Raw genomic sequence first — 23158 nt, forward strand, 5'->3', positions numbered from 1 at the left:
CCCCCGCACCCGCTCAGAACAGGGCCGAGGCGAGGTCGCGCCTGGCCTTCATGACCCGCTCGTCGGCGGCGTCGAACAGCTCGAACAGGCCGACGAGGTGCTCGCGCACGCGGTTGCGATCCGGGCCGGCGGTGCGCCGGATGACCGAGATGAGCCTGGCGAAGGCGTCGTCGACCTTGCCCTCGGCCAGCTCGTAGTCGGCGGCCGCGGTCTGGGCGTCCAGGTCGCTTGGGTCCGCCTCGGCGCGCTCGACCGCGGAGGGGTCCGCCTCGGTCGCGCGCTCGGCGAACCGGACCTGCGTCAACGCGGCCTTCGCCAGCTCGTTGCCCGGCTCCGCGTCGAGAATGCGCTGGTAGGCGGCCTCGGCGGCGGCGAAGTCGCCACGCTCGAAGGCGTCTTCGGCCTCGGTGAACCGGGAGTCCTCCTCGGGCTCGGCGTCGCCGTCGCCCGCCTCTTCGGCGGCCCTGATGCCGGGCAGCTTGTCCCGCAGCGCGTCGAGCAGGGAGTCGAGCCACTTGCGGATCTCCGGCTCGGGCAGCGCGCCGGAGAACGCGTCCACCGGCTGGCCGCCGCCGATCGCCACCACGGTCGGGATCGACTGCACGCCGAACAGCTGCGCGATCCTCGGGTTGGCGTCCACGTCGACCTTGGCCAGCACCCAGGCACCGCCGGAGGCCGCCGCGAGCCGCTCCAGCACCGGGCTGAGCTGCTTGCAGGGGCCGCACCACTCGGCCCACAGGTCGACGACCACGAGCTGCCGCATCGAGCGCTCGACGACCTCGGTCTGGAAGGTGGCCTCGGTGACCTCGATGACCGCGGCACCGTCCGCGGGCGGGCCACTCGCCGCAGGCGCGCCCGCCTGCTGCTGGGGTCGTGCTGTCTCGGCGCGGGCCTTCAGCCCGGACAGGTCGACCGCGCCGGAAAGCGCGGCCGACAACGCCGCTGAGTTCGCTGCTGATCCGCGTGGATGTGTCACGCTTCCATCCTGGCACGCGCCACGAGACGTTTCACGAGAGAGGGTGGCCTCGAAATGCAGATCACGCGGCGGAGAGTCGTCGTCACGGTCATCGTGCTGCTCGGCGCGTCCTGGCTCACCACGCTCACCGTGCTGATCGCCCGGCAGCCCAAGGCGGGCCTGCCATCCCCGTCCGCGCTGCGCACGACCCTCGAAGGGGCACTGAACAGCAAGGACGCGGAGGCGCTCGAAACCGTCTTCGACTACCCGCCGTCCGCCGCGGAGAACTTCGCGAAGGACTACGCGGCCCGGTTCTCGCAGGAGGGCGCGCACGACGTGCGCGTGGCGCTGGCACCGGCAGGCGACAGCCCGACCACGGCGACGGTGACCGGCGTGCTCGCCGACGGCCGCCGATTCGGCTACCCGCTCTCCCTCAAGGAGGACGGCGACTCGTGGACCGTGGTCTTCGCGCCGCCCTTCAGTCCTTGAGCCGTTCCCTTCGGGGCAACAACGCCGCGACCTCGGCCCTCGCGGCTTGGCAACGCGGGGTAGCGCGGGCAGGGCGATCAACCGGCTGTGGCGCCTCAGCTCTCTCGCAGGTGCGTCTCGACCCGCTCCACCTTCGCTTCTAGCTGGCCTTCGTGGCCGGGCCGGATATCGGCCTTCAGCACCAGGCCGACCCGCGAAGAGCCCTCGCCCGCGGCCTCGGTGGCGCGTTTGACGACGTCCATGACCTCGTCCCAGGTGCCTTCGACGTTGGTGAACATGGCGTTGGTCGAGTTCGGCAGGCCGGACTCGCGCACGACGCGAACCGCCCTCGCGACGGCTTCGCTCACACCGCCGTCGGGGTCGCCGCCCGCGGGGCTGACACTGAACGCGACGATCATTCGCTACCTCCCGGATGGTCCAGAGCACATGCATACACGTCCACCGTGCCCGAGCGCCGCGAGTACCCGCTGGTAATTTCGACGACCATGAGCCCGTTGCCGTTCGACCCGATCGCCCGCGCGGCCCAGCTGTGGGAGGACCGGATCGGCCCGTCCACCACCATGGCCGCGGTGACCGGCGTGATGCGTGTCCAGCAGATCATCCAGTCCGCGGTGGACGGCGCGCTGAAACCGCACGGGCTGACCTTCGCCCGCTACGAGGCGCTGGTCCTGCTCACCTTCTCGCGCCGCGCCAGCCTGCCGATGCGCGTGATGGGCGAGCGGCTGCAGCTTCATCCGACCAGCGTCACCAACATCGTCGACCGGCTCGAGAAGGACGGCCTGGTCAAGCGCGTGCCGCATCCGACGGACCGCAGGACCACACTCGTCGAGATCACCGATTCCGGCAGGCAGCGCCGCGAGGAGGCGACCGAATCGGTCACCGGTATCGACTTCGGCATGACCGGGCTGACCACCCGCCAGGTCGACCAGCTCACCGACCTGCTGACGAAGGTCCGCCGGTCCGCCGGCGACTTCGAATAGGCACGAACAAGGCCCGCCACCCCGGGGGTGGCGGGCCTTCGCGTTCGGGTGCGGATCAGGCCGCGACGGGCGCGACGGCCTTCGCGCTCTGGAAGAGGCCGGTGCCGCCGTGGGAGAGGCGCTGCGGGCCGTCGAGCTTGCCGGTGCGCAGTGCCCACTTCTCGAAGGCCCAGGTGAACAGCGGCGGGATGCTGGACAGCAGCGCCAGCACGAGGGTCTTGCCCCGCCAGCCGAGCGGCTTGAACACGACGAGGGACACCAGCACGTACACGACGAAGACGACGCCGTGCACCATGCCGAGCACCGGGACACCGCCGTCGGAGCCGCCGACGGCGTACTTGACGAACATCCCGATCAGCAAGCCGGCCCAGGAAAAGGCTTCGGCGACTGCGGCCACGCGGAACACGAGAGCGGCCTTGCTGGACACGACTTCCTCCTAGAAGTTCACGCACAAAAAATCGCCCGATTACCGGTGTCCACAGGGGACTCCCCTGCGGTCGCCACCTCGTCGTCGGACGTCCTGTGACCAGTGTGCGTGGTGACCGCCCGCACCGGAACACCGGGTGCCGTGATCATGCTCACCGAAAGACGGGGAAAATCCCTTGGTCAACCGGGGTTTTACGCGCTCTGCACCGGTTTGAGCCGGGTTTTGCGGGGCCGCGCCCACATTCTGGGAGTAGCGCGATCTTCGTCACGCCGCGTCATCGCGGTGATGGCACGAGCGCGATCCGTGACGAATCCGGCCACAGTGGACGGTCACGGGAGCGCGGATCCCGCCGACGGGCCGTCGAGCCGTGCGGCCGCGTCGGCCAGCAGCCCGCACGGCGTCGCGGCGTCGTCCACCCGGCGCCGCAACGCCTCGACGAACGACGGCTCCCCGTTCAAACCGTCGAGCGTCCGGTTCGCGTCGTCCCTGATCCGGTCGATCAGCCGGAGGTAGGACCGCACCAGCCCCGGCGCGAGCAGCCGCTCCACCAGTTCCTCACGGGCTTCTTCGTCGGTGCGCGCCCTGCCGAGCAGGCTGACGACGCGCTCGCGGTCCGCACCGCCGGTGGAGTTGACCAGTGCCACCAGGTGGTAGGTCGGCGTCCGGTTCGCCAGGTCCTCGAACCGGCCGGAGTCCAGGTCCTCCTGGTCGTTGCGGAACTGGCCGAGCAGGCCGAGGTTCAGCCCGAACCGGCGCCACCGCCCGGTGCGGACGTCATCGGCGCCCGCGGCGCGCGCCGCCATCGAACTCGCCATCACGTACGGCGCGCTGCTCTTGTTGCGGTAGGTCTGCATGACCTGCTCGCGCGTGGTGTCGCCGGGATCGTCGAACAGGTCCGCGAGCTGACCGTCCGTGGCGGCCGTGCACGCCTGGAAGAACTCGAAGGCGAGCGCGCGGCGCAGTTCGTCGTCGACCGGCAGCCGCTGGAGCGCGTGCGGCGGCACCACGTAGGCCCAGTTGAACGCGGCCATCATGGTGGCGCCCGCGCCCATCTCCTTCGCCACCCCGGTCACCGCGCCGTCGGAAACGTCGTCGATCACGTTCGCCGCGCGCCACCACAGCGCGTGGATGGCGGCGACGGTGACAGCGGGCGTCGGATCGCCGGTTTCGGCACCGTGCACCAGCAGGGGCAAGGAGAACTCGTGGCGGTCCGGTCTCGCGTCGTGCACCACCGCGGGCACCACCGAACGCAGGTTCCCGTACTGCCGCGTGTACTCCGCGACGAGATCGTCCATGACCTGTTCGATTTCGCCGAACAGGCCGCGGATCCGCTGCTCCGCATCGGTCGTTTCGGTCACGACGGACCCCCAGTGCCAATCCGTGCGTACCGGCCGTGATCAGCGGTGACCCCGGCCGGTTCCGTTCATCGGACGGTACACGGGCGAGTGATCTTCCGCAGTTTCAGCGGAGAACGGGTGAGCGCGGTAGAAAGGCACCCATGACCGGTACCCCCGTGCGCTTCGTCGTCGGCACCGGGCGCTGCGGGTCCACCGCGTTGTCGCGGGTGCTCAACCTGCACCCCGAGGTGCTCAGCGTGAACGAGCTGCTGTCGTCACTGGCGCCAGGCACCTTTCCCGACGGCGAACTGACCGGCGCCGGGTTCTGGAAGCTGCTGGCGGAGCCGAACCCGATCATCGACGCCATGCTCCGCGACGGCACACCGGTCCCGGAACTGCTGTACCGGCGAGGCAGGTTCGCCCCTGGCGCCGGTGTCCCCGTGATCTCGGCGATGGTGCTGCCGCATCTCACCGACGATCCGGACGGCCTGTTCGACGAACTCGCGGACGTGGTCCCGTCGTGGCCGTCGCGCCCGATTTCGGCGCACTACGAAGGATTGTTCGCGTGGTTGTGCGACCGGTTCGGCAGGCGGGTGGCGATCGAACGCTCCGGGTTCTCCTTGCAGTGGATCACCACGCTCGTGGAGCGGTTCCCCGCCGCGAAGCTCGTGCACATGGTCCGCGACGGGCCGGACTGCGCGCTCTCGATGAGCAGGCATCCGGGTTTTCGCCTGGTGGTGCTGGAAAACCGGATCAAGGAGCTGACCGGGGTCGCCACCATGCCGGAGCTGACCGCGGCGGACATCGCTTCGCTGCCGCCCGGACTGGCGAAGGTGCCGAGCGCCTCCTTCGACCCCGCGGTGCTGGCGCAGCCGTTGCCGCTCGCCGAGTTCGGCGACCTGTGGTCCCGGCTCGTCACCGATGGTGTGCGCGACCTCGCCCCGGTACCGGCGCCGAACCGGCTGACACTGTCCTTTGAGGACCTCATCGGCGACCCGCGCACCGAACTGACCCGGTTCGCCGGCTTCGCCGGGGTGGACCCGATCGGTTCGTGGCTCGACGCCGGGCGCGCGCTGCTCGACCGCGGGCGGCTCGGCGGCGCGCGGTCGTTGCCACCGGACGAACTGGCGGAACTGCGGGAACGATGCGCGCCGGGAGCGCGCGCACTGGAGGAAAGCTTGTGACTACCGAACCCATCCACCTCGGCGAAGAGTTCTTGCAGGACCCCCACCAGCTCTACACGCGGCTGCGCGCGGACGTCGCGGTCGCACCCGCGCTGCTCCCGCACGGGCTGCGGGTGTGGATCGTGAGCCGCTACGACGACGCGAAGGCGGCACTGGCCGATCCCCGGCTGCTCAAGAACTCCGTGCGCCAGCAGGAGCTTTCGGCGCGGCAGGCGGCGGAAACCAACTCCGTGCCGGTGATCACCGAGTTCCTGAACTCGCACATGCTCAACACCGACCCGCCGGACCACACCCGGCTGCGCGAACTGGTGAACAAGGCGTTCACGAGCCGCCGGGTGGCTGGCCTGCGGCCTCGCATGGCGGAGATCGCCGGGCGCCTGCTCGATGCCATGCCGTCGGACGGGGTGGTCGACCTGCTGGAAGCGCTCGCGTACCCGTTGCCGATCACCGTGATCTGCGAACTGCTCGGCGTGCCGGAAGGCGACCGGTCGGACTTCCGCGCCTGGTCGGCGACCCTGCTCAACACCGGTGTGTCCGATGCGGACCTCGCGGCCGCGTCCACCGCGATGGTCTCCTACATCGACGATCTCGTTGCGGCCAAGGAGAAAGCACCGGGCGAGGACCTGATCTCCGCGCTGGTGGAGGCCCGCGAATCCGGTGACCGCCTCAGCTCGGGCGAGCTGCGCGCCATGGTGTTCGTGCTGCTCGTCGGCGGGCACGAGACCATGGTCAACCTGATCGGCAACGGCACCCTCGCGCTGCTGAACAACCCCGCCCAGCTAGCCGCCCTGCGAGCCGACCCGTCCCTGCTGCCCGCCGCGATCGAAGAGTTCCTCCGCTACGAAGGCCCGGTCAACTTCGCGACCTTCCGGTTCACCGACGAGGAGGTGACCATCGGCGGCGTCACCGTCCCCGAGGGTGAGTTCGTGGTGATCGCACTGGCTTCGGCGAACCGCGACGCCGCCCGCTTCCCCGACGCCGATTCAGTCGACATAGGACGGTCGACGGCCCGGCACCTCGCCTTCGGCCACGGCGTGCACTACTGCGTCGGCGCCCACCTGGCCCGAGCACAGGCGGAAGTCGCTTTCGGACAGTTGATCGCGCGCTTCCCGTCGATGACGCTCGCGGTGGATCCCGCCGAGCTGACCTGGCGGCACAGCACCCTGATGCGCGGCCTGGAATCCCTCCCCATCCGGCTCGGCTGATCGTCTACCGGGCCAGCGTGCCCAGTTCCCTGACCACGGAGGCGAGGCCGAGGGCCGGCTCCGAAGGGAGCCTTGAGGGAATCCAACGCCGCGAAGGCCACTTTCAGGGCATGGGCGTGGCTGTGTCGTATGCCGCGAGGGGCGAGATTGGGGCGTCAGATTCCCCGAAGGCGCCCTTCAGGGAATGAGCAGCGCCATGCTCCGCGCTGCGAGAGCCGAGAACGCGGCGGCGGACGCCCTGAAGGTGCCCTTGAGAGCAGATGCTGGGATCTCGCGACTCGCACCGCTTTCTCGTTTCCGCGCCCGTACCCCGAAAAAAGGGGCCCTCATAGACCTGAATGCCGCGAAGGTAGCCCCCATGGCCCTGCCCTGCTCCGGGCCGCATGCCCTGAAGGCGCCCTTGACGGAATCTAACGCCGCGAAGGCCACCTTCAGGGCATCAGCGTCGCCATGCCGCGCGCCACGAAGGGCGAAATCACGGCGTCAGATTCCCCGAAGGCGCCCTTGGGGGCATGGGCTGGGATTTCGCGTCCCGTTCTCGTTTCCGCGCTGGCGCCCCAAAGAATGCCTTCAGAGGCGTGAACGCCGCGAATCTGACCTACACGAGCCCGCCCTGCTCCAGGCCACATGCCCCGAAGGCGCCCTTGACGGAATCTAACGCCCCGAAGGGCGCCTTCAGGGCATCAGCGTCGCCATGCCGCGCGCTGTGAGGGGCGAGATTGGGGCATCAGATTCCCCGAAGGCGCCCTTGGGGGCATGGGCTGGGATTTCGCGTCCCGTTCTCGTTTCCGCGCTGGCGCCCCAAAGAATGCCTTCAGAGGCGTGAACGCCGCGAATCTGACCTACGCGGACCCGCCCTGCTCCAGGCCACATGCCCCCGAAGGCGCCCTTGACGGAATCTAACGCCCCGAAGGGCACCTTCAGAGCATCAGCGTCGCCATGCCACCCGCCGCGAAGGGCGAGATTGGGGCATCAGATTCCCCAAAGGCCACCTTCAGGGCATGAACAGGCGGCCCCATACACCCGCGAAGGTGAGAAAAGTGGCGTCAGAGTCCGCGCTTACTGGGCCCGGCAAGTCCTGAGGTAGCTGAGGAACGAGGCCTGCAGGCCGGTCACGTGCGTTTCGTGCAGGATCGCGCTGGTGACGGCTCCGCCGCGTGAGGTGAAGCGGTGCAGGAGGGTGGCCGTGTTCTTCGCGAGGTTTTGGTAGACGGCCAGGTCTCCGACAAGCTCTTGGTCGTTGAAGGTCACGTGCAGCTTGGCGGCAGGCAGTCCCTCGCCCAGGTCTCGGAGCTGGGCGAAGATTTGACTGTCTTCGCCGATGACGCCGGGGCTGCCCGCTCCGATGCTCTCGAAGAGAGTGCTGCCGCTGAGCCAGGCGTAGAGGCTGAAGAGCCCGCCATAGGAGTAGCCGAAGAGGCCGTGACCGCTCGCGGCTGTGCCGTAGTCGCGTTCGATCCGCGGGTGCAGTTCCCCGGTGAGGAAACCCAGGAACGCGTCGGCGTGGGTTTCGCGTAGTTCGGCGAGGTAGGCGTCGGCCTCCTCACGGGTCATCGCGCCCGTTTGAATCCCCAGCTCCACGGCATCGATGAACTCCTGGGCGACGGGCTCGCCGGGCGGCACGAGGTCCCTGTTGCGCAGCCGTGCCCAGTGCTGCGCCTCCTCGCCCGCGTAACCGACGCTGACCTGGATGTAGGGCTGGATCCTTTGCATGGGGTCCCGCTGGGTGACGATGAGCGGAGCCGTCATGCCCACGGCCCAGTTGCCGTCGAGCACGTACAAGACGGGCGCTTGCGTCGTGGCGGGGTCGTAGCCCGGTGGCGTGGTGACCCAGACGCCGTAGGCGTGCCCGCCGCTGGAACGCAGCTCGAAGTAGTCGGTGTCGGCAAGACAGCCCTGCCACATGGTGTTCATCGGAGGTCCTTCACAACACGTCCGGCTTGGACGACGAGTACGGCGTTGGCGGGGTCGGAGAAGAGCTTCGGATCTTCGAGCGGATTTCCTTTCCAGAGCACGAAGTCGGCCTGCAGGCCGGGAGCGATGACCCCCACCTGGCCGGACAGGCCGAGGATCTCGGCGTTGGTCTTCGTGGCCGCCACGAGAGCTTCCATGGGCGTCTCGAGATCCGCGCGCAACGCGAGCTCCTCGCCTCGGCGGTCCTGAGCCGGGCCGATGAGATCGGAACCCAGCCCGATCCGCACTCCGGCCTCCTTGGCGGCAGCCAGCGCCCCGGCCATGCGCTCACGAACACCCAGCACTCGATCGCGGGCCGATTCGCCGAGGCCGGCTCCAGCGGTGTCGTGCAGCAGTTGCTCGACGACGGCGAACGTGGGCACCAGTGCGACCCCGCGAGTGGCCATCAGGGTGGCCGTGGACTCGTCGAGGTCGGTGCCGTGCTCGACGCAGCGGACCCCGGCCTCGACCGCGTTCCGGATGCCTTCGTTGTTGTGGGCGTGCACCGTCACGTAGGTGCCCCGTGCCGCGGCTTCTTGAACGGCGACAGCGATCTCTTCCACGGTGAACTGGGTGTCGGTCAGCCGGTCGTGCGCGCTGACCACTCCGCCGGTCACGCAGAGCTTCAGGAAGGAGGCTCCGCGACGGAAGGCCTCGCGCACGTTGCCCCGCAGTTCGTCCGCGTTGCCCGACATCATGGACAGGGCGCACAGACCCGGAACGTGATGGCTGCTCCACAGCTCGGTGGGTTCCCAGTCGGCTCCGTAGTAGCCGTGCCCGCCGATCTGGCATTGAACAGGTCCGCACGACAGCACGCGCGGTCCCCTGACCTTGCCCTTGGCGATCGCGGTGACGACGCCGCCGTCGATCCCGCCGGTGTCCCGGACGGTCGTGAAGCCGGCGTCGAGCGTCGCGCCCGCCGTGGCGAAGATGTCCGCCGCGATCTCGGCGGCGCTGATCCGGAACGAGAACTGCGGCTGGATCGGGCTCGACAGGCCGAGGTGCACGTGCGCGTCGATCAGGCCGGGCGTCATCGTCAACCCCCCGGCATCGAGGCGCTCGCCGTGCGCGCTGGCGACACCGAGCTGGGCGATGCGCCCGTCTTCGACGGTGACGCCGACGTCGACGGGGTCACGCCCCGACCCGTCGACGACCGCCGCGCCGACCACCTGAAAACGTCCCACGAGTCGTTCCCTCCACCGTTGCGAGCCGACTGCGACCATGGGGGCAGCACCAGTCGTTCTTTTCCAATGGATAAACTATGGGAGTGGTCCTGTCAAACGCGGAACGCAACGGCAACGCACGCGAGCGTCTCCTGGCGCGGCTCCTCGACGCCTTCGACGAGGGCCTTCCCTCACCGGAGGTGTCGCTCCGCGAGATCGCCGCCAGGGCCGAGACCAGCCACGCCCTCCTGCGGTACCACTTCGGGTCGCTCCCCGGCGTCTTGGCGGCCATGCTCGAAGCGCAGCGATCCCGTGACAACGAGGCGCTTTTCGAGGTCGCGCAGCGGGGCACCTTCGACGACCTGGTCGTGGCGATCTGGCGGGCCTACACCCGCCCGGAGCAGCGGTCGCGTATCCGCGGCTTCTTCCACGTCGTCGGACTGGCCGCGTACCGGCCGGAGGACTTCCGCGAGTTCATCGACTCGCTCGACGACCTGACCAAGATGCTGGCCTCGCTCGCGGAACGCGAAGGGCTCGGCGCCGAGGAAGCGCTGACCACGGCCACCGTCACCATCGCCGCGCTTCGCGGCCTGCTCCTGCAGGAAGTTCTGACGCCGGCGGCCCTCTCGGAGGACGCGGTCGTCTTGATCCTGCGGATGCGCGAGGGCTGATCCGTGCAGTGGCCCTGAAACACCGGGGCGCCGAAGGATCGCTTCGGCGCCCCCGGTGGGACTTCAGCTTCCGCAGGGTGACGGTGGTGCGCCCTGCGGGCCGGTGGCCCAGGTCGCCTTCGCCGCGTCCGCGGTCAGGCCGTAGTCCAGCGTGAGGCCCCTGGTGAGCTGCTCCACGCTGACGTACGCCTGGTCACTCGGCGCCGACGACCAGCCGTTGCCCACGCGCAGGCTCTGCACGTACTGCAGCTTCGACGGGTCGGCGCCGCGCGCGCCGAGCACGATGTCGCGGTGGTTTTCCAGGTGCACCACCGCGCGCGAGAACCGGGGCGCGTTCAGCACGAACTGCCCGGTCCCCGGTACCGCCGGGTACATGCCGAGCGCGCTGAACACGTACCACGCCGACATGGTGCCGAGGTCGTCGTTCCCGGTGACCCCGTCGGGCGCGTTCGTGAACAGGGTGTGCGCCGCCCGCACCACCGCGGAGGTCTTCCACGGCTGCCCGGTCAGCGTGTACATCCACGGCGAGTGCAGGTCCGGTTCGTTGTTCGGGTTGTAGCGGAACTGGTTGTAGTAGTCGTAAGGGCCGATGACCCATTTCTCGTGCGCGGTCTTCTTCGGATCGGCGAGCAGGTCGGAGTAGGCGAAGAAGTCGTCGAGCCGCTTGCCCGTCTGCTCCTTGCCGCCCATGCGCTCGACCAGCCCTGGCACGTCCTGCTGCGCGAGCCACTGGTACTGCCACGCGGTGCCTTCGTGGAACCCGTCCTGGCCCTGCGGCGTGTACGGCTTGTCCTTCGGGCTGTACCAGTCGCCGCCGGTGACCTTCGGCCGCGGGAACCCGGTGAAGCCGCGATCGGAAACGCTGGAGTCCCAAAGCTTCCGGTAGTTCAGGCCGCGTTCGGCCAGCGCCTGCGCGTCCTGGTTCCGGCCGATTCCCTTCGCCAGCACCGAAAGCGAGCAGTCGGCGAGCGAGTACTCCATGGTCGCGGAAGCGCCGTGGTTCGGGTCGGTGTCCTGGCCCTTCTTCGGGAAGTCCGGGTCGTACTGCACCCATCCGTTCGCCTGGTAGCTCGCGTTGCCGGAACGCCCCTGGAACGGCGAAGCGGCGGGCGGGATCTGCTCCGAGTTCTGCTTGAGCGCGTCGAAAGCCTTGCCTTCCAAGCCTTTCAGCGCGCCGAACCGCCACAGGTCCACCAGGAACGGGGTGACCGGGTCGCCGGTCATCGTGTTCGTCTCCTGGTTCGCGTACGCCCATCTCGGCAGCCAGCCGCCCTGGTCGTGGATCGCGAGCACGGTCCGCGCGATGTCGCGCGCGCGGTCCGGCCTGATCAGCGCGAGAAGCTGGTTCTGCGTGCGGTAGGTGTCCCACAGCGAGAAGAACTCGTAGTAGGTCCAGCCGATCGCCCAGTGCACCTTGTCGTCGAAGCCCCGGTACCTGCCGTCGACGTCGTTGCCGGTCAACGGCTGGAGCAAGGAATGGTAGAGCGAGGTGTAGAAGACGGTGCGGTCGTCCGGCAGGCCACCGGATATGTCTATTGTGGATAGTTCCTTGCGCCAGGTCCGCTGTGCCGCGTCGCGGACCCTGTCGAACGGGTTGAGCCTGCCCCAGCTCGTGCCCTCGGCGGCGAGGTTGCGGCGCGCACCGTCGGCGTCCACATGGGAAATCGCCGTGGTGGCGGTGACCTGGCTGTCCTTGCCCGTGTCGAAGGTGAGCCACGACCCGCGCAGGCCCGCCGCGCCCCGCGACTCGCGGGAGCCCGGCGTGCCGCCGGTGGGCGACCAGGTCCCGAAGGACTTGAACGGCTTGTCGAACGTGGTGGTGAAGTAGGTCGTGTACGGCTTCCCGCCGCAGAACGCCTGCGATTCGACGGTCCCTTCCACCGTCCGGTCGCCGATCACCCGGATGCTGCTGGCGCTCACCGGTTCCTTGTCGTTGGCCTGCCCGACGTTGACGAACACGTTTGCCGCGCCGCCCTTGCCGAAGGTGTAGCGCTCGACGCCGGTGCGCGTCGTCGCCGTGGTTTCGGCGTCGACGCCGCCGTACCCGGTCAGGCGGACCTTGTAGTAGCCGGGCTTGCCGACCTCGCCGTCGTGCGTGTACGGCGACGCGTACTTCTTGTGGTCGAACGTGCCGGCCTTCGCGGTGTCGAAGTCACCGCCCGGCGCGACGGTTCCCGTCGTCGGCAGCGTGGAGATCAGCCCGCCCTGCTCCCAGCAGCCCGCGCCGGAGAGGAAGAAGTGGCCGAACCCGCGGATCGCCGTGTCGTCGTACTGGTAGCCGGCGTAGTGCGTGGTGATCGGGCTGACCTGGGTCATCCCGAACGGGGCCGAGGCACCGGGGAACGTGTTTCCGTCGTCCTTGGTGCCGATGAACGTGTTGACCGAGTCGAGCGCGTCACCCGGTCTCGGGCTCGCCGAGGCGGCCGGGACGGCGAACGTCACCGGGATCGCCGCGGCGAGCACCGCGCTGAGAACTTTCTTCCGCATGGGTCCCTCTTCCTCAGCCTGCCGCGATGGCGAAGACGTGCAGCGCGCCGCCCGAAACCGAGGTCGGCAGGGTCACGCTCTTCACCGTCTTGCCCGCGGCCAGCGCGATCGGCGCCGTCGCGAACACGTGCGTCCTGATCTGCTGCGGCGAACCGCCACCGGAGTTCCGGTACGGAGTGGACAGTGCGTCCCTGTTGCCGAAATCGGGCTGCCCGCCGCCACCGCCGAGCGTCCAGTCGGAGAACCCGATGTCCGCCTTGCCGGTGCTGCCGTCGGTGTAGGTGATGGTGATGCTGCCCGACGCCTTGCCGTTCGTGCCGGAGCCGAGGAACGACAGCTTGCCGGAGCCGGAGACGTTCACCGTCTGTCCACTCGCGACGATGTTGTCCGGCTCGCCGAGCGGGGTGCCCGGCCACTTGAACGCCAGCCCGTCGACGGTCACGGTGCCGCCGGGGTTCGCGCCCGCCGCGGCCAGTGCTTCCGCCGAGTAGCTCCAGCCGCCGCCGTCGAAGTTCGCCGCCGCCGGTTTCGCGTCCGGTGAGATGCCCGCGTTGTTGACCGCCGCGAGCCAGCTTCCCGGCTCCGCGACGAGGACGGTCAGCACCGCCGTGGTGGCGGGCTGCCCCGCCGCGGTGAAGGTCACCGGGATCTGGTGCGAACCTTCCTTGGTGCCCGCCGGAACCGTCACGGTGACCTCCGCACGCGCCTTCGACCCCGCCGCGACCTCGATCTGGCCAGCGGACGGCGCCACCGTGATTCCGTCCACGGTGGACGTGCTGTACTTCCAGGTGCGCGCCGTGCCGGACAGGTCCTGCACGCCGACCGACGCCTTGGCGCTGCTTCCCGCCGGCGTGACCACCCTCGCCGGGTCCACGAAGGACAGGCTCGACGTTTCACCCTCGCGGAAGGACGGCGGCGCATCCGACGGCGCGCTGCCCCACTTGGTGTCCGGTGTGGACGACAGCGTGTAGTCCAGCGTGCCACCGGAAGAAACCAGCGCCTCCGGCAGCCACGGCTTCGCGTAGTCCTTGCCGTTGACCTTGAGCCCGGTGACGTACGGCGACGCGGTCGCCGCGCCCTTGCCGTTGATCGTGATCTTCTTGCCGAGCCCGGTGGTGATAACCGCCTTGGTGAACAGCGGCGAGTTGAGCACCATCTCGGCGCGGCCCGGGATCTCCGGGTACATGCCGAGCGCCGCCCACACGTACCACGACGACATCTGGCCGAGGTCGTCGTTGCCGACCAGCCCCTCGGGGTTCGGGTTGTACAGCTCGGTCATCGCCCGCCGCGCGATCGACTGGGTCTTGTACGGCGCGCCGGTGAAGTCGTAGAGCCACGGGGTGTTCGCGTTGGGCTCGTTGCCGAGGAACGCGTACGGCTCCTTGGTACCGGCGTTGAGCTTGGTGAAGAAGGTGTCCAAACGCGAATTCACGGCCTGGTCGCCGCCGAACGCCGTGGTCAGCCCCGCGACGTTGTAGGGCACCATCCAGTCGTACTGCGCGCCGTTGCCCTCGACCCAGCCCGCCGAGCTCGCCGGGTCGTACGGCGACGAGAACGCGCCGGAGGCCTGCCGCGGCTGCAGGTGTGAAGTGGCCGGGTTGTACAGGTTCTGCCAGTTCTGCGCGCGCTTCATGAACGTCTGGTGCGTCGCGGGGTCGCCGAGCCTGCGCGCGAGCTGAGCGATCGCGAAGTCGGCGCTGGTGTATTCGAGCGTGTCCGCACCGGCGCCCGGCACGTGCCCGAGCTTCATGTAGTCGGAGAGGCCGGGCCGTTCGGTGTAGCCCTGCGTCGGCTGGGTGGCCCCGCGCAACATCAGCAGCAGCGCCTTGTTCGCGTCGAAGTCACGCGCGCCGAAGGCGTACGCGGTCGAAACGATGATGTGGTAGGGATCGCCGTTCATCACGCCGGTGTAGTCGTTCGCGACGGTCCAGCGGTCCCACGACCCGCCCTGCTCGGCATAGGCGATCATCGACCGCACGATGTCCGAGGTCTCCTTCGGCGCGAGCATCGCGAGGAGCTGCGTTTCCGAGCGGTAGATGTCCCAGCCGGAGAAGTTCGTGTACATCGCGTGGCCCTTTTCGGCGCTGTGCACGCGGCCGTCGAACCCGGTGTACTTCCCGTCCGCGTCGGAGAACACGTTCGGCTGGATCAGGGAGTGGTACAGGCCGGTGTAGAAGTTCCGCCGCTCCGCGTCGGTGCCACCGGCGACCTGGATCTGGTTGAACCTGTCGTTCCACGCCCTGCGCGCCGCCGTGGCGACGGTGTCGAAGGAGCGCTTGGTGTTCTCCGCCTTCAGGTTCGCCTTCGCGCCGTCAACGGACACAAAGGACAGTCCGACCTGGACGTTGACCTCGGCGCCAGCCAGGTTGTCGAACGTGACGTAGCCGCCGCTGCCAGGGCCGCTGACGGTGGTGTCGGTCGGCTTGAGCGATTCGGCGCGCGCCGTGTTCGCGCTCGGCTTGGCGACCTTCGCCGCCGCGCCACCGGTTTCGGCGTTCTTGCCGGGGGTGACCGCGCCGTTCTTCCAGGTGCCGATCGAGGCGAACGGGGTGTCGAACTTCGCGTGGAAGTAGACGCGGTAGCTCGAGTCGCTGCCGCAGAACTTGCCGCTGGTCGCCCAGCCGCTGATGCTGTCCTTGCCGATGCTGATCTGGGCGTCGTCGGTGCCCATCACCGAGCCGGAGGTGTTGACGAGCAGCGTCGAGGGCGCGCCCGCGGGGTAGGTGAAGCGGCCGGAGCCGGTGCGCTGCGTCGCGGCGAGGTCGACGCCGACCCCGCTGTCGAACTTCACCGAGTACTTTCCGGGGGTCGCCTGCTCGTTCGCGTGCGAGAACGACGCGGTGTAGCGCGAGGGATCGGTCGCGGGCGAGGTGGTGACCTCGCCGGCGAACGGCATGAACGGGATGTCCTCGTAGGTCGAGCAGCCCGCGCCCGAAAGGTGCGTGAGGCTGAACCCCTTGAGCCGGTTGTCGTCGTAGAAGTAGCCGCCGTGCTGCGCCTTCACGGTGTCGGGGCTCCACTGGACCATGCCGAACGGCGCCACCGCGCCGGGGAAGGTGTTCCCCGCGCCGCCGCCGGTGCCGTGGTCCTCGCCGCCGGGCCTGGTGCCGACGAACGGATTCACGAACTGTGCCAGGTCACCTGCCTGGACGTCGGGTGCCGCGACCGCGGGTACCGCCGCGACCGCCGAACCCGCCATCACCACCGCCGCCGCGAGTAGCGTGCCTGCCCGCGTTCTGGACAGCTTCAAAGCCATCTCAGCCATCGCCTCTCTGCAGTTCGGCGCGAACAGGTGGCCGGACGAGCCCCCGAGATCGACGCTGACAACCTTGTCGCGCACATCGCTGATGCGGGTCACCTTGGGCAGCGGGTAACCGGTAGGTCAAGGGCGCGGTGAGAGCCTGTCCGATTCCGGACAGCGCGGTCAGCCGGATGCCGTAATGGTCAAGCGGCAGAAAACCGGCTGGTCACGGATCGGGCATTGACAGCCCACCCGATCGTGGCGTTCAATCTGCGCCACTATGACAACGTTGTCGCCTGACGGCAGGAAGCCGGCCAGCAGGCGCGCCACGATGAGTGACGTGGCGCGGCTCGCCGGCGTCAGCATCAAGACGGTGTCGCGCGTGGTGAACGACGAGCCCGCCGTGCACCCGGACACCGCCGAGCGCGTGATCGCGGCGATCGAGCAGCTCGGCTTCCGGCGCAACCTCGGCGCCCGCAACCTGCGCCGCGGCTCGACCACCGGGACGATCGGCCTGATCGTGGAGGACGTCGGCAACCCGTTCTACTCCGAGCTGACCCGCGCGGTGGAGAAGATCGCGACCTCCTACGGCCGCCAGGTGCTCACCGGCTCGTCCGACGAGACGCGCGAGCGGGAACGCGAGCTGGCGCTCGAGTTCTGCGCGCGGCGGGTGGACGGCATCCTGGTGGTTCCCGCCGGGATGCAGCACGGGTACCTGGTGCCCGAGATGCGCGCGGGCACGCCGGTGGTGTTCATCGACCGCCCGGCAGGCGACATCGTGGCCGACACCGTGCTGGTCGACAACATCGGCGGCACCGTGCAGGCGGTCACGCACCTCGTCTCGCACGGCCATCGCCGGGTCGCGTTCCTGGCGGACAGCCCGGACATCTACACCGCCGCCGAGCGCCTGCGCGGCTTCCGCGAAGGCTGCGCCCGCGCCGGGATCGGCTACGACGAGCGGCTCGTCGTGATGCGCACGCCGACGCCGGAAAGCGTCGCCGAAGCGGTGAAGACGCTGCTCGCCGGGCCCGATCCGGCGACGGCGGTGGTCGCGGGGAACAACCGGGTCGCGGTCAACCTGCTGCGCGCGCTCGCCCACGCCGAGCGCCGTCCCGCGATGATCAGCTTCGACGACTTCGAACTGGCGGACCTGCTGGACCCGCCGGTCAGCGTCATCGCCCACGACGTGGGCGCACTGGGCGAAGCGGCCGCCGAGCTGCTGTTCGCCCGCATCCAAGGAGATCAGTCCGCACCAAGAAAGGTCGTTCTTCCCGTGCATCTCGTAGCCCGCGGTTCCGGGGAGGTGGCCCCGTGACCTCCGTGACGACCACGGGGCCTCGTGAACCGATCCGGCTCCCCGCCAACCAGCCGCCGCAGTTCTACCGCGGCGGCGACGCCATCGCGGCGCTGCGCGGCGCGTCCTCGTCCGGCACCGCGTCCGGCAAGAAGTTCGGGCCGGAGGACTGGGTCGGCTCCACCACCACGCTGTTCGGCCAGGACACGAACGGGCTCACCCGCCTGTCCTCCGGCGAATGGCTGCGCGACGCCGTCCGCGCCGCGCCGGAGGCCTGGCTCGGCGCCGAGCACGTCGCCGCTTTCGCGGATTCGACCGGCCTGCTGGTGAAGCTGCTCGACGCGGGCCAGCGCCTGCCGGTGCACTTCCACCCGTCGAACTCCTTCGCGCGCGAGCACTTCGACTCGCACTTCGGCAAGTCCGAGGCGTGGATCGTGATCGGCACCTACGGGGACGACCCGAGGGTGTACCCGGGATTCCGCGAGACGGTCGCCGAGCACACCGTGCAGGACTGGGTGCGCGACCAGGACACCGACGCCATGCTGGGCGCGTTGAACAGCGTCGCGGTGTCGCCCGGCGACACCGTGTACATCCCCTCCGGCCTGCCGCACGCGATCGGCGAAGGCGTGTTCGTCGTCGAGCTGCAGCAGCCGACCGACTTCTCGCTGACCATCGAGTGGCGGAACTTCCTCGACAGCCCCGAAAAGGGCCACCTCGGGCTCGGCTTCGACACCGCGCTGCGCGCGCTCGACACCTCCGGCTGGGACGAGGACCGCCTCGGCGGGATCGTGAAGCGGACCGCGGGCGACTCGTCGTCCACTGTGGACCTGCTCGCGGCAGGCGCGGCGGAGTTCTTCCGCGCCGACCAGCTCCGCCCGTCGGCTCCGCTCGCGCTCGACCCGTCGTTCGCGGTGCTGGTCGTGCTCGAAGGCAGCGGCGCGCTCCGCACCGAGCACGGCGGCGAAATCGCACTGTCCAAGGGCGACACCTTCGTGGTGCCGCACGCGGCGGGACAGGCGGAACTCTCCGGCGACACCACGGTGATCCGCTGCCGCCCGCCCGCTCCCGAAAGGAGCTCCTGATGACGATCCTGCTCGACGCGCGGAACCTGACCAAGCGCTACGGCTCGGTCGAGGCGCTGCGCGGCGCGTCCTTCCAGGCCCGTGCCGGTGAAGTGACCGCGCTGATCGGCGACAACGGCGCCGGTAAGTCCACTCTGGTCAAATGCCTCTCCGGTGCGGAGCAGCCCACCTCGGGCGACATCGTGCTGGACGGGAGCAAGGTCGCGCTGGACTCACCGACCGTCGCGCGCAAGCTCGGCATCGAGACCGTCTACCAGGACCTGTCGGTGGCCCCCGAGCTGGATCCCGCCGCGAACCTGTTCCTCGGCAGGGAACTCCACCGCAAGGGCTTCCTCGGCAAGCTCGGCATGCTCGACAAGCCGGAGATGCGCAGGCAGGCCGTCGAGCAGTTCAAGCGGCTCGGCGTGACGTTGCAGAGCACCGAGGTGCCGATCGGGTCGCTGTCCGGCGGGCAGCGCCAGAGCGTGGCCGTGGTCCGGTCGGTGGCCTGGGCCAGCAAGGTGGTGTTCATGGACGAGCCGACCGCCGCGCTCGGCGTCGTGCAGACCGAGCGGGTGCTCGACGTGATCAAGAAGGTCCGCGACGAGGGCATCGCCGTGGTGCTCATCAGCCACAGCATGCCCGAGGTGCTCTCGGTCGCCGACCGCGTCGAGGTGCTGCGCCTCGGCAAGCGCGTCGCGCGGTTCGAGGCCAAGGACGCCACGCTCGAAGACCTGGTGGCCGCGATGACGGGCGCACTGACGCAGGAGGAGGCGGCATGAGTGATACATGCGAAGCGCCGCTCATGGCGGCCGACCGGGTGCGGGTGTCCCGCAAATTACAGGAGGCGGCGTGACGATGGCTACCAAGCCGTCCGGTTCCGTGCAGTCCGAAGTGGACGGCACGGGTGGATTCGAAAAGCGGCCGCTCGGCGCGAGGCTGGTCTCGGCGAACACGTTCTGGATCGCGCTGGTGCTGATCGCGCTGATCATCGTGTTCACCGCGCTGCGGCCGGCCGAGTTCGCGACCGTGTTCACCTTCCAGACCCTGCTCATCGAGACCTCGGTGCTGCTGGTGCTCTCGGTGGGCATGACGTTCGTGATCATCACCTCCGGGATCGACCTTTCGGTCGGCTCGGTCCTGATCTTCGCGGGCATGGTGGCGGGCAAGACGATGGAAGCCCTGAGCCCGAACGGCCAGGCGACCGGTGCGGGCTGGGGCGTGATCACGGTCGGGCTGATCGCCGCCGTGGTCGCGGGCACGGTGTGGGGCCTGCTCAACGGGTTCCTGATCGCGGTGGCGAAGATCCCGCCGCTGATCGTCACGCTCGGCACCATGGGCGCCGCGCTCGGCGCCGCGTACCTGCTGAACAACGGCTCGGACGTGCGCAGCGTGCCGACCGCGCTGAACAAGTCGCTCGGCTACGGCACGTCGCTCGGCGGGGTGCCGAACCTCGTGCTGGTGGCCGTGGTGATCACGCTGATCGGCGCGTGGCTGCTGCACACCACCAAGTTCGGCCGCTACACCTACGCCGTCGGCTCGAACGCCGAAGCCGCGCGGCGCTCCGGGATCGGGGTCACCGCGCATCTGCTCAAGGTCTACCTCCTCACCGGGTTCCTCGCCGGTGTCGCCGGGTTCATGTCGCTGGCCTACTACGCCTCGACCACGATCTCAGCACACACCACCGACAACCTGAACGCGATCGCCGCGACGGTGATGGGCGGGACGAGCCTGTTCGGCGGTGTCGGTTCCGTGCTCGGCACGGTGATCGGCGTGTTCATCCCGGCGGTGTTGAAGAAGGGCTTCAACATCACGCAGGTGCAGGACTTCTGGCAGATGATCGCGGTCGGCGCGGTCCTCATCGCCGCGGTCTGGTTCGACCAGCGCCGTCGTCGTCAGCGCAATTCACGATAATCCGGTTCACTAGAGCACACGTTTTCCAGAGCACACGTTTTCCAGAGCACGTGTTTACCAGAGCACAAAGAGGTGCAGAGATGAAGTTGAGCAAGTCCCTCCTCGCGGCGGGCTCCGCCTTCGCGGTGGCCGCACTCGTCGCCGCGTGCGGCGGCGGCCAGGTCGGCGGGTCCGGTGACGGCGGCGCCGCGTCCACTCCGGACAACAAGAAGATCACCCTGATCCCGGGTGTGCAGGCGGAGCCGTTCTACATCTCGATGCAGTGCGGCGCGCAGGCCGAAGCGCAGAAGCTCGGGTACACAGTGGACACTCAGGCGCCGCAGAAGTTCGACGCCGCGATGCAGACCGAGAAGGTCAACGCGCTCGGCTCCGCGCCGCCCGCCGGGCTGCTGATCGCGCCGACCGACGACACCGCGATGCAGGCGCCGATCGAGCAGGTGAAGAACCGCGGCACCAAGATCGTCGAGGTGGACACGTCGCTGAAGAACACCGGCGTCGCGGTCTCGTCGATCTCGTCGAACAACGCCGAGGGCGGCAAGCTCGCGGCCCAGACGCTGGCGAAGCTGGTCGGCGACAAGAAGGGCTCGGTGCTGGTGCTCGACACCATCGCCGGCACCTCCACCACGAACGCCCGCGCGCAGGGCTTCGCGGACGAGCTGAAGAACCACCCGAACCTGAAGTCGGTCGGCGCGCAGTTCACCCAGAACGAGCCGGACCAGGCCGCGTCGAAGGTGACCGCCGCGCTGGCGTCCACCCCGGACCTGATCGGGATCTTCGCGACGAACCTCAACACCGGTGAGGGCGCCGCGACCGGCCTGCGCAACGCGGGCAAGATCGGGCAGGTCAACCTGGTCGGCTTCGACGCGTCGCCGTCGGAGATCGAGGGCCTGCGCAAGGGCGAGTACCAGGGCCTGATCGCGCAGGACCCGGCCTCGATCGGCCAGCAGGGCGTGCAGCAGGCCGTCGCCGCGATCACCGGCAAGCCGACCACGCGCAACATCACCGCGGGCCTGCACTCCATCACCAAGGCCGACATGGACGCGAACGCGCAGTACTTCTACAAGCAGCAGTGCTGACTTAGGGCTCCTGGATGCCCCGAAGGCGACCTTCGGGGCATCCAGGAGGCTGTTGCGGATGTTTCGAGGGCTCCGCTCGACTCCACAAGCGCCCCTCGGATTCCCTGAAGGGAGCCTTCGCGGCGTTGGATTCCCTGAAGGACGCCTTGGCGGCGTTGGATTCCCTCAAGGCTCCCTTCAGGGACTACGCGAGCGAGCCCCGGCGGACCCCGCACCTCGGCCCCACCCACCTCACCGGAATCGACGCGTTGCCCCTCGGGGCACTCGATTCGGTGTGGGAGAAGCGAAAGGGTCCCGGAGTCAACTCGGCTCCGGGACCCTTTCACGCCCGTACCTCGCCCGGCACTTTCCCGGGGAGCAGCAGTGACACGACGACGGCGGCGGCGGTGAACCCCAGCAGCCAGGTGAACGCGGCGCCGAACCCGCTCGCGACGACGACCGTGGCCAGCAGCGCGGTGCCGAGCGAACCGCCGATCTGGTTGAGGATGTAGATCGCGGCGGTCGCGCGCGGCGCTTGGTCTGCGGTGACCGTGCGGTAGATCGAAGCGAGCAGCGGCGCGACGACGGCGGTCAGGGCGACCCCTCGGACGAACAGGACGCAGGCGAGCCAGACCTCGCTGGTCCCCTCGTCGAGCACCGCGTACGGCACCGTGGTCAGCGCCAACAGCGCGAGCGCGAGCGGGACCAGACGGCGCGGCGGGACGCGGTCGGCGAGCCGCCCCGCGAGCGGCATGCCCAGCATGCCCCCGATTCCTTGCGGTGCGAGGAGAAGCCCCGCGACCATGGCGTCGTGGCCGCGCACGGTCTGCGCGTAGAGCGGCAACAGGAACATCGTGCCGAACACGACCACCCCGACGAGCAGCATCGCCACGGCGGTCGCGGCGAAACCCAGTGATGCGAACATGCGCGGGTCGAGCAAGGGCGCGGTCCGGGTCAGCAGGGCGTGCGCGACATAGCCCGCGAGCAACGCGATCCCCACCGCCAGCGACACCGGTTCCCGTTGGGCCAGCGCGATGACGAGTGCGGCGAAACCGGAGGCGAGCAGCGCCAGACCGAGCAGGTCGAGCCGTGCCGTGGCGCCGCGCGGCGAGTCGCGCGGCACGTACCGGAGCGCGAGCAGCATCGCGACCACCCCGACCGGGACGTTGACCAGGAACAGCCAGCGCCAGCCGAGCTGGTCGACGAGAAGGCCGCCGAGCACCGGCCCCGCCGCGGGCGCGAGCATCAGCGGCACCGAGATCAAACCCATCATGCGACCCACCCGGCGCGGTCCCGCCGCCGCGGCGACGACCACCTGGGTCACCGGCTCCAGCATGCCGCCCCCGAGCCCTTGCAGCACCCGGAATCCGGCCAGGCTTCCCATCGACCACGAGCAGCCCGCGGCCAGCGAGCCGACGGTGAACAGCCCGGCCGCGGCGAGCCACACCGCGCGCCCGCCGAACCGGTCCACGGCCCACCCGCTCACCGGGATCGCCACCGACACCGCGAGCAGGTACCCGGTGATCGCCCACTGAGCCGTGCCGAGCGGCACCCGGAACTCCGTGGCCAGCGAGTCGAGGCCGACGTTGACGATCGTCGCGTCCAGCAACGCCATGAACGCGCCCAGCACCAGAACCGCGCCGAGCCTGAGGAGGGGGAGGTCCACCCGCTCCGAAATATTTGCACTCATGAGTGCAAATTAACCTCTGCGGTATACTTTGACAAGCAACCGGCGAGAGAGG

At 69.3% G+C, this 23158-nt stretch carries 19 protein-coding genes; 10 read left to right on the forward strand and 9 right to left on the reverse strand.

Annotated features, from left to right (window positions below; all coding sequences use genetic code 11):
• Nucleotides 1–13: 13 nt before the first annotated feature.
• On the reverse strand, nt 14–976 hold the full coding sequence (locus tag ABD256_RS35560) for a tetratricopeptide repeat protein (RefSeq protein ID WP_344429223.1): 963 nt from the start codon (nt 974–976) through the stop codon (nt 14–16).
• 54 nt (nt 977–1030) lie between these two features.
• On the opposite strand from ABD256_RS35560, the gene ABD256_RS35565 reads away from it, so the two are divergent.
• Nucleotides 1031–1444, forward strand: coding sequence for a hypothetical protein (locus ABD256_RS35565; protein WP_344429225.1), 414 nt, complete (start codon nt 1031–1033; stop codon nt 1442–1444).
• Nucleotides 1445–1539: 95 nt separating this feature from the next.
• Here ABD256_RS35565 and ABD256_RS35570 read toward each other — a convergent pair whose 3' ends face one another.
• A complete protein-coding gene (locus ABD256_RS35570; protein WP_344429227.1) occupies nt 1540–1842 on the reverse strand; it encodes a thiamine-binding protein in 303 nt (100 codons plus the stop codon).
• Between the two features lie 87 nt (nt 1843–1929).
• Between ABD256_RS35570 and ABD256_RS35575 the strand changes: the two genes are divergently transcribed.
• Nucleotides 1930–2424 carry a MarR family winged helix-turn-helix transcriptional regulator gene (locus ABD256_RS35575; RefSeq protein ID WP_344429280.1) on the forward strand — a complete coding sequence of 165 codons (495 nt, stop codon included), beginning with the start codon at nt 1930–1932 and terminating at the stop codon, nt 2422–2424.
• A gap of 55 nt (nt 2425–2479) precedes the next feature.
• On the opposite strand, the gene ABD256_RS35580 is transcribed toward ABD256_RS35575, so the two are convergent.
• Together ABD256_RS35580 and ABD256_RS35585 are read right to left on the reverse strand one after the other, a co-directional pair.
• Nucleotides 2480–2851, reverse strand: a complete 372-nt coding sequence (locus ABD256_RS35580) for a DUF3817 domain-containing protein (protein ID WP_344429229.1) — start codon at nt 2849–2851, stop codon at nt 2480–2482.
• 329 nt (nt 2852–3180) lie between these two features.
• Nucleotides 3181–4209, reverse strand: a complete 1029-nt coding sequence (locus ABD256_RS35585; RefSeq protein ID WP_344429231.1) for a polyprenyl synthetase family protein — start codon at nt 4207–4209, stop codon at nt 3181–3183.
• A gap of 140 nt (nt 4210–4349) precedes the next feature.
• On the opposite strand from ABD256_RS35585, the gene ABD256_RS35590 reads away from it, so the two are divergent.
• Nucleotides 4350–5372: a sulfotransferase family protein gene (locus tag ABD256_RS35590; protein ID WP_344429232.1), complete on the forward strand. Its 1023-nt coding sequence runs from the start codon at nt 4350–4352 to the stop codon at nt 5370–5372.
• Entirely contained in the window at nt 5333–6577 is a 1245-nt protein-coding gene (locus tag ABD256_RS35595) for a cytochrome P450 family protein (protein ID WP_344429234.1), read from the forward strand. The genes ABD256_RS35590 and ABD256_RS35595 overlap by 40 nt, the downstream gene beginning before the upstream one ends.
• A gap of 1059 nt (nt 6578–7636) precedes the next feature.
• Here ABD256_RS35595 and ABD256_RS35600 read toward each other — a convergent pair.
• Together ABD256_RS35600 and ABD256_RS35605 are read right to left on the reverse strand one after the other, a co-directional pair.
• Entirely contained in the window at nt 7637–8491 is an 855-nt protein-coding gene (locus tag ABD256_RS35600; RefSeq protein ID WP_344429236.1) for an alpha/beta hydrolase, read from the reverse strand.
• Nucleotides 8488–9714 carry a metal-dependent hydrolase family protein gene (locus tag ABD256_RS35605; protein ID WP_344429238.1) on the reverse strand — a complete coding sequence of 409 codons (1227 nt, stop codon included), beginning with the start codon at nt 9712–9714 and terminating at the stop codon, nt 8488–8490. The genes ABD256_RS35600 and ABD256_RS35605 overlap by 4 nt, the downstream gene beginning before the upstream one ends.
• 83 nt (nt 9715–9797) lie before the next feature.
• On the opposite strand from ABD256_RS35605, the gene ABD256_RS35610 reads away from it, so the two are divergent.
• The gene (locus ABD256_RS35610; RefSeq protein WP_344429240.1) at nt 9798–10364 is read left to right on the forward strand and encodes a TetR/AcrR family transcriptional regulator; all 567 of its coding nucleotides are present in this window, start codon (nt 9798–9800) and stop codon (nt 10362–10364) included.
• 63 nt (nt 10365–10427) lie between these two features.
• Here ABD256_RS35610 and ABD256_RS35615 read toward each other — a convergent pair whose 3' ends face one another.
• Nucleotides 10428–12851, reverse strand: a complete 2424-nt coding sequence (locus ABD256_RS35615; RefSeq protein ID WP_344429242.1) for a GH92 family glycosyl hydrolase — start codon at nt 12849–12851, stop codon at nt 10428–10430.
• A 13-nt stretch (nt 12852–12864) separates the two neighbouring features.
• The gene (locus ABD256_RS35620; protein ID WP_344429244.1) at nt 12865–16116 is read right to left on the reverse strand and encodes a GH92 family glycosyl hydrolase; all 3252 of its coding nucleotides are present in this window, start codon (nt 16114–16116) and stop codon (nt 12865–12867) included.
• Nucleotides 16117–16423: 307 nt separating this feature from the next.
• On the opposite strand from ABD256_RS35620, the gene ABD256_RS35625 reads away from it, so the two are divergent.
• From ABD256_RS35625 to ABD256_RS35645, 5 genes are all read left to right on the forward strand, one after another.
• Complete coding sequence (locus tag ABD256_RS35625; RefSeq protein ID WP_344429246.1) at nt 16424–17407, forward strand: LacI family DNA-binding transcriptional regulator; 984 nt, start codon at nt 16424–16426, stop codon at nt 17405–17407.
• Nucleotides 17404–18468 carry a class I mannose-6-phosphate isomerase gene (locus tag ABD256_RS35630; RefSeq protein WP_344429248.1) on the forward strand — a complete coding sequence of 355 codons (1065 nt, stop codon included), beginning with the start codon at nt 17404–17406 and terminating at the stop codon, nt 18466–18468. The genes ABD256_RS35625 and ABD256_RS35630 overlap by 4 nt, the downstream gene beginning before the upstream one ends.
• Nucleotides 18465–19229, forward strand: a complete 765-nt coding sequence (locus ABD256_RS35635; protein ID WP_344429282.1) for an ATP-binding cassette domain-containing protein — start codon at nt 18465–18467, stop codon at nt 19227–19229. The genes ABD256_RS35630 and ABD256_RS35635 overlap by 4 nt, the downstream gene beginning before the upstream one ends.
• A gap of 76 nt (nt 19230–19305) precedes the next feature.
• Entirely contained in the window at nt 19306–20361 is a 1056-nt protein-coding gene (locus ABD256_RS35640; RefSeq protein ID WP_344429284.1) for an ABC transporter permease, read from the forward strand.
• Between the two features lie 80 nt (nt 20362–20441).
• Nucleotides 20442–21437 carry an ABC transporter substrate-binding protein gene (locus ABD256_RS35645; RefSeq protein WP_344429250.1) on the forward strand — a complete coding sequence of 332 codons (996 nt, stop codon included), beginning with the start codon at nt 20442–20444 and terminating at the stop codon, nt 21435–21437.
• A 322-nt stretch (nt 21438–21759) separates the two neighbouring features.
• Here the strand turns inward: ABD256_RS35645 and ABD256_RS35650 are convergent, their stop codons facing one another.
• Complete coding sequence (locus tag ABD256_RS35650) at nt 21760–23106, reverse strand: MDR family MFS transporter (protein ID WP_344429251.1); 1347 nt, start codon at nt 23104–23106, stop codon at nt 21760–21762.
• Nucleotides 23107–23158: the final 52 nt, after the last annotated feature.

The sequence above is a fragment of the Amycolatopsis minnesotensis genome, assembly GCF_039529815.1.
Classification (GTDB): domain Bacteria; phylum Actinomycetota; class Actinomycetes; order Mycobacteriales; family Pseudonocardiaceae; genus Amycolatopsis; species Amycolatopsis minnesotensis.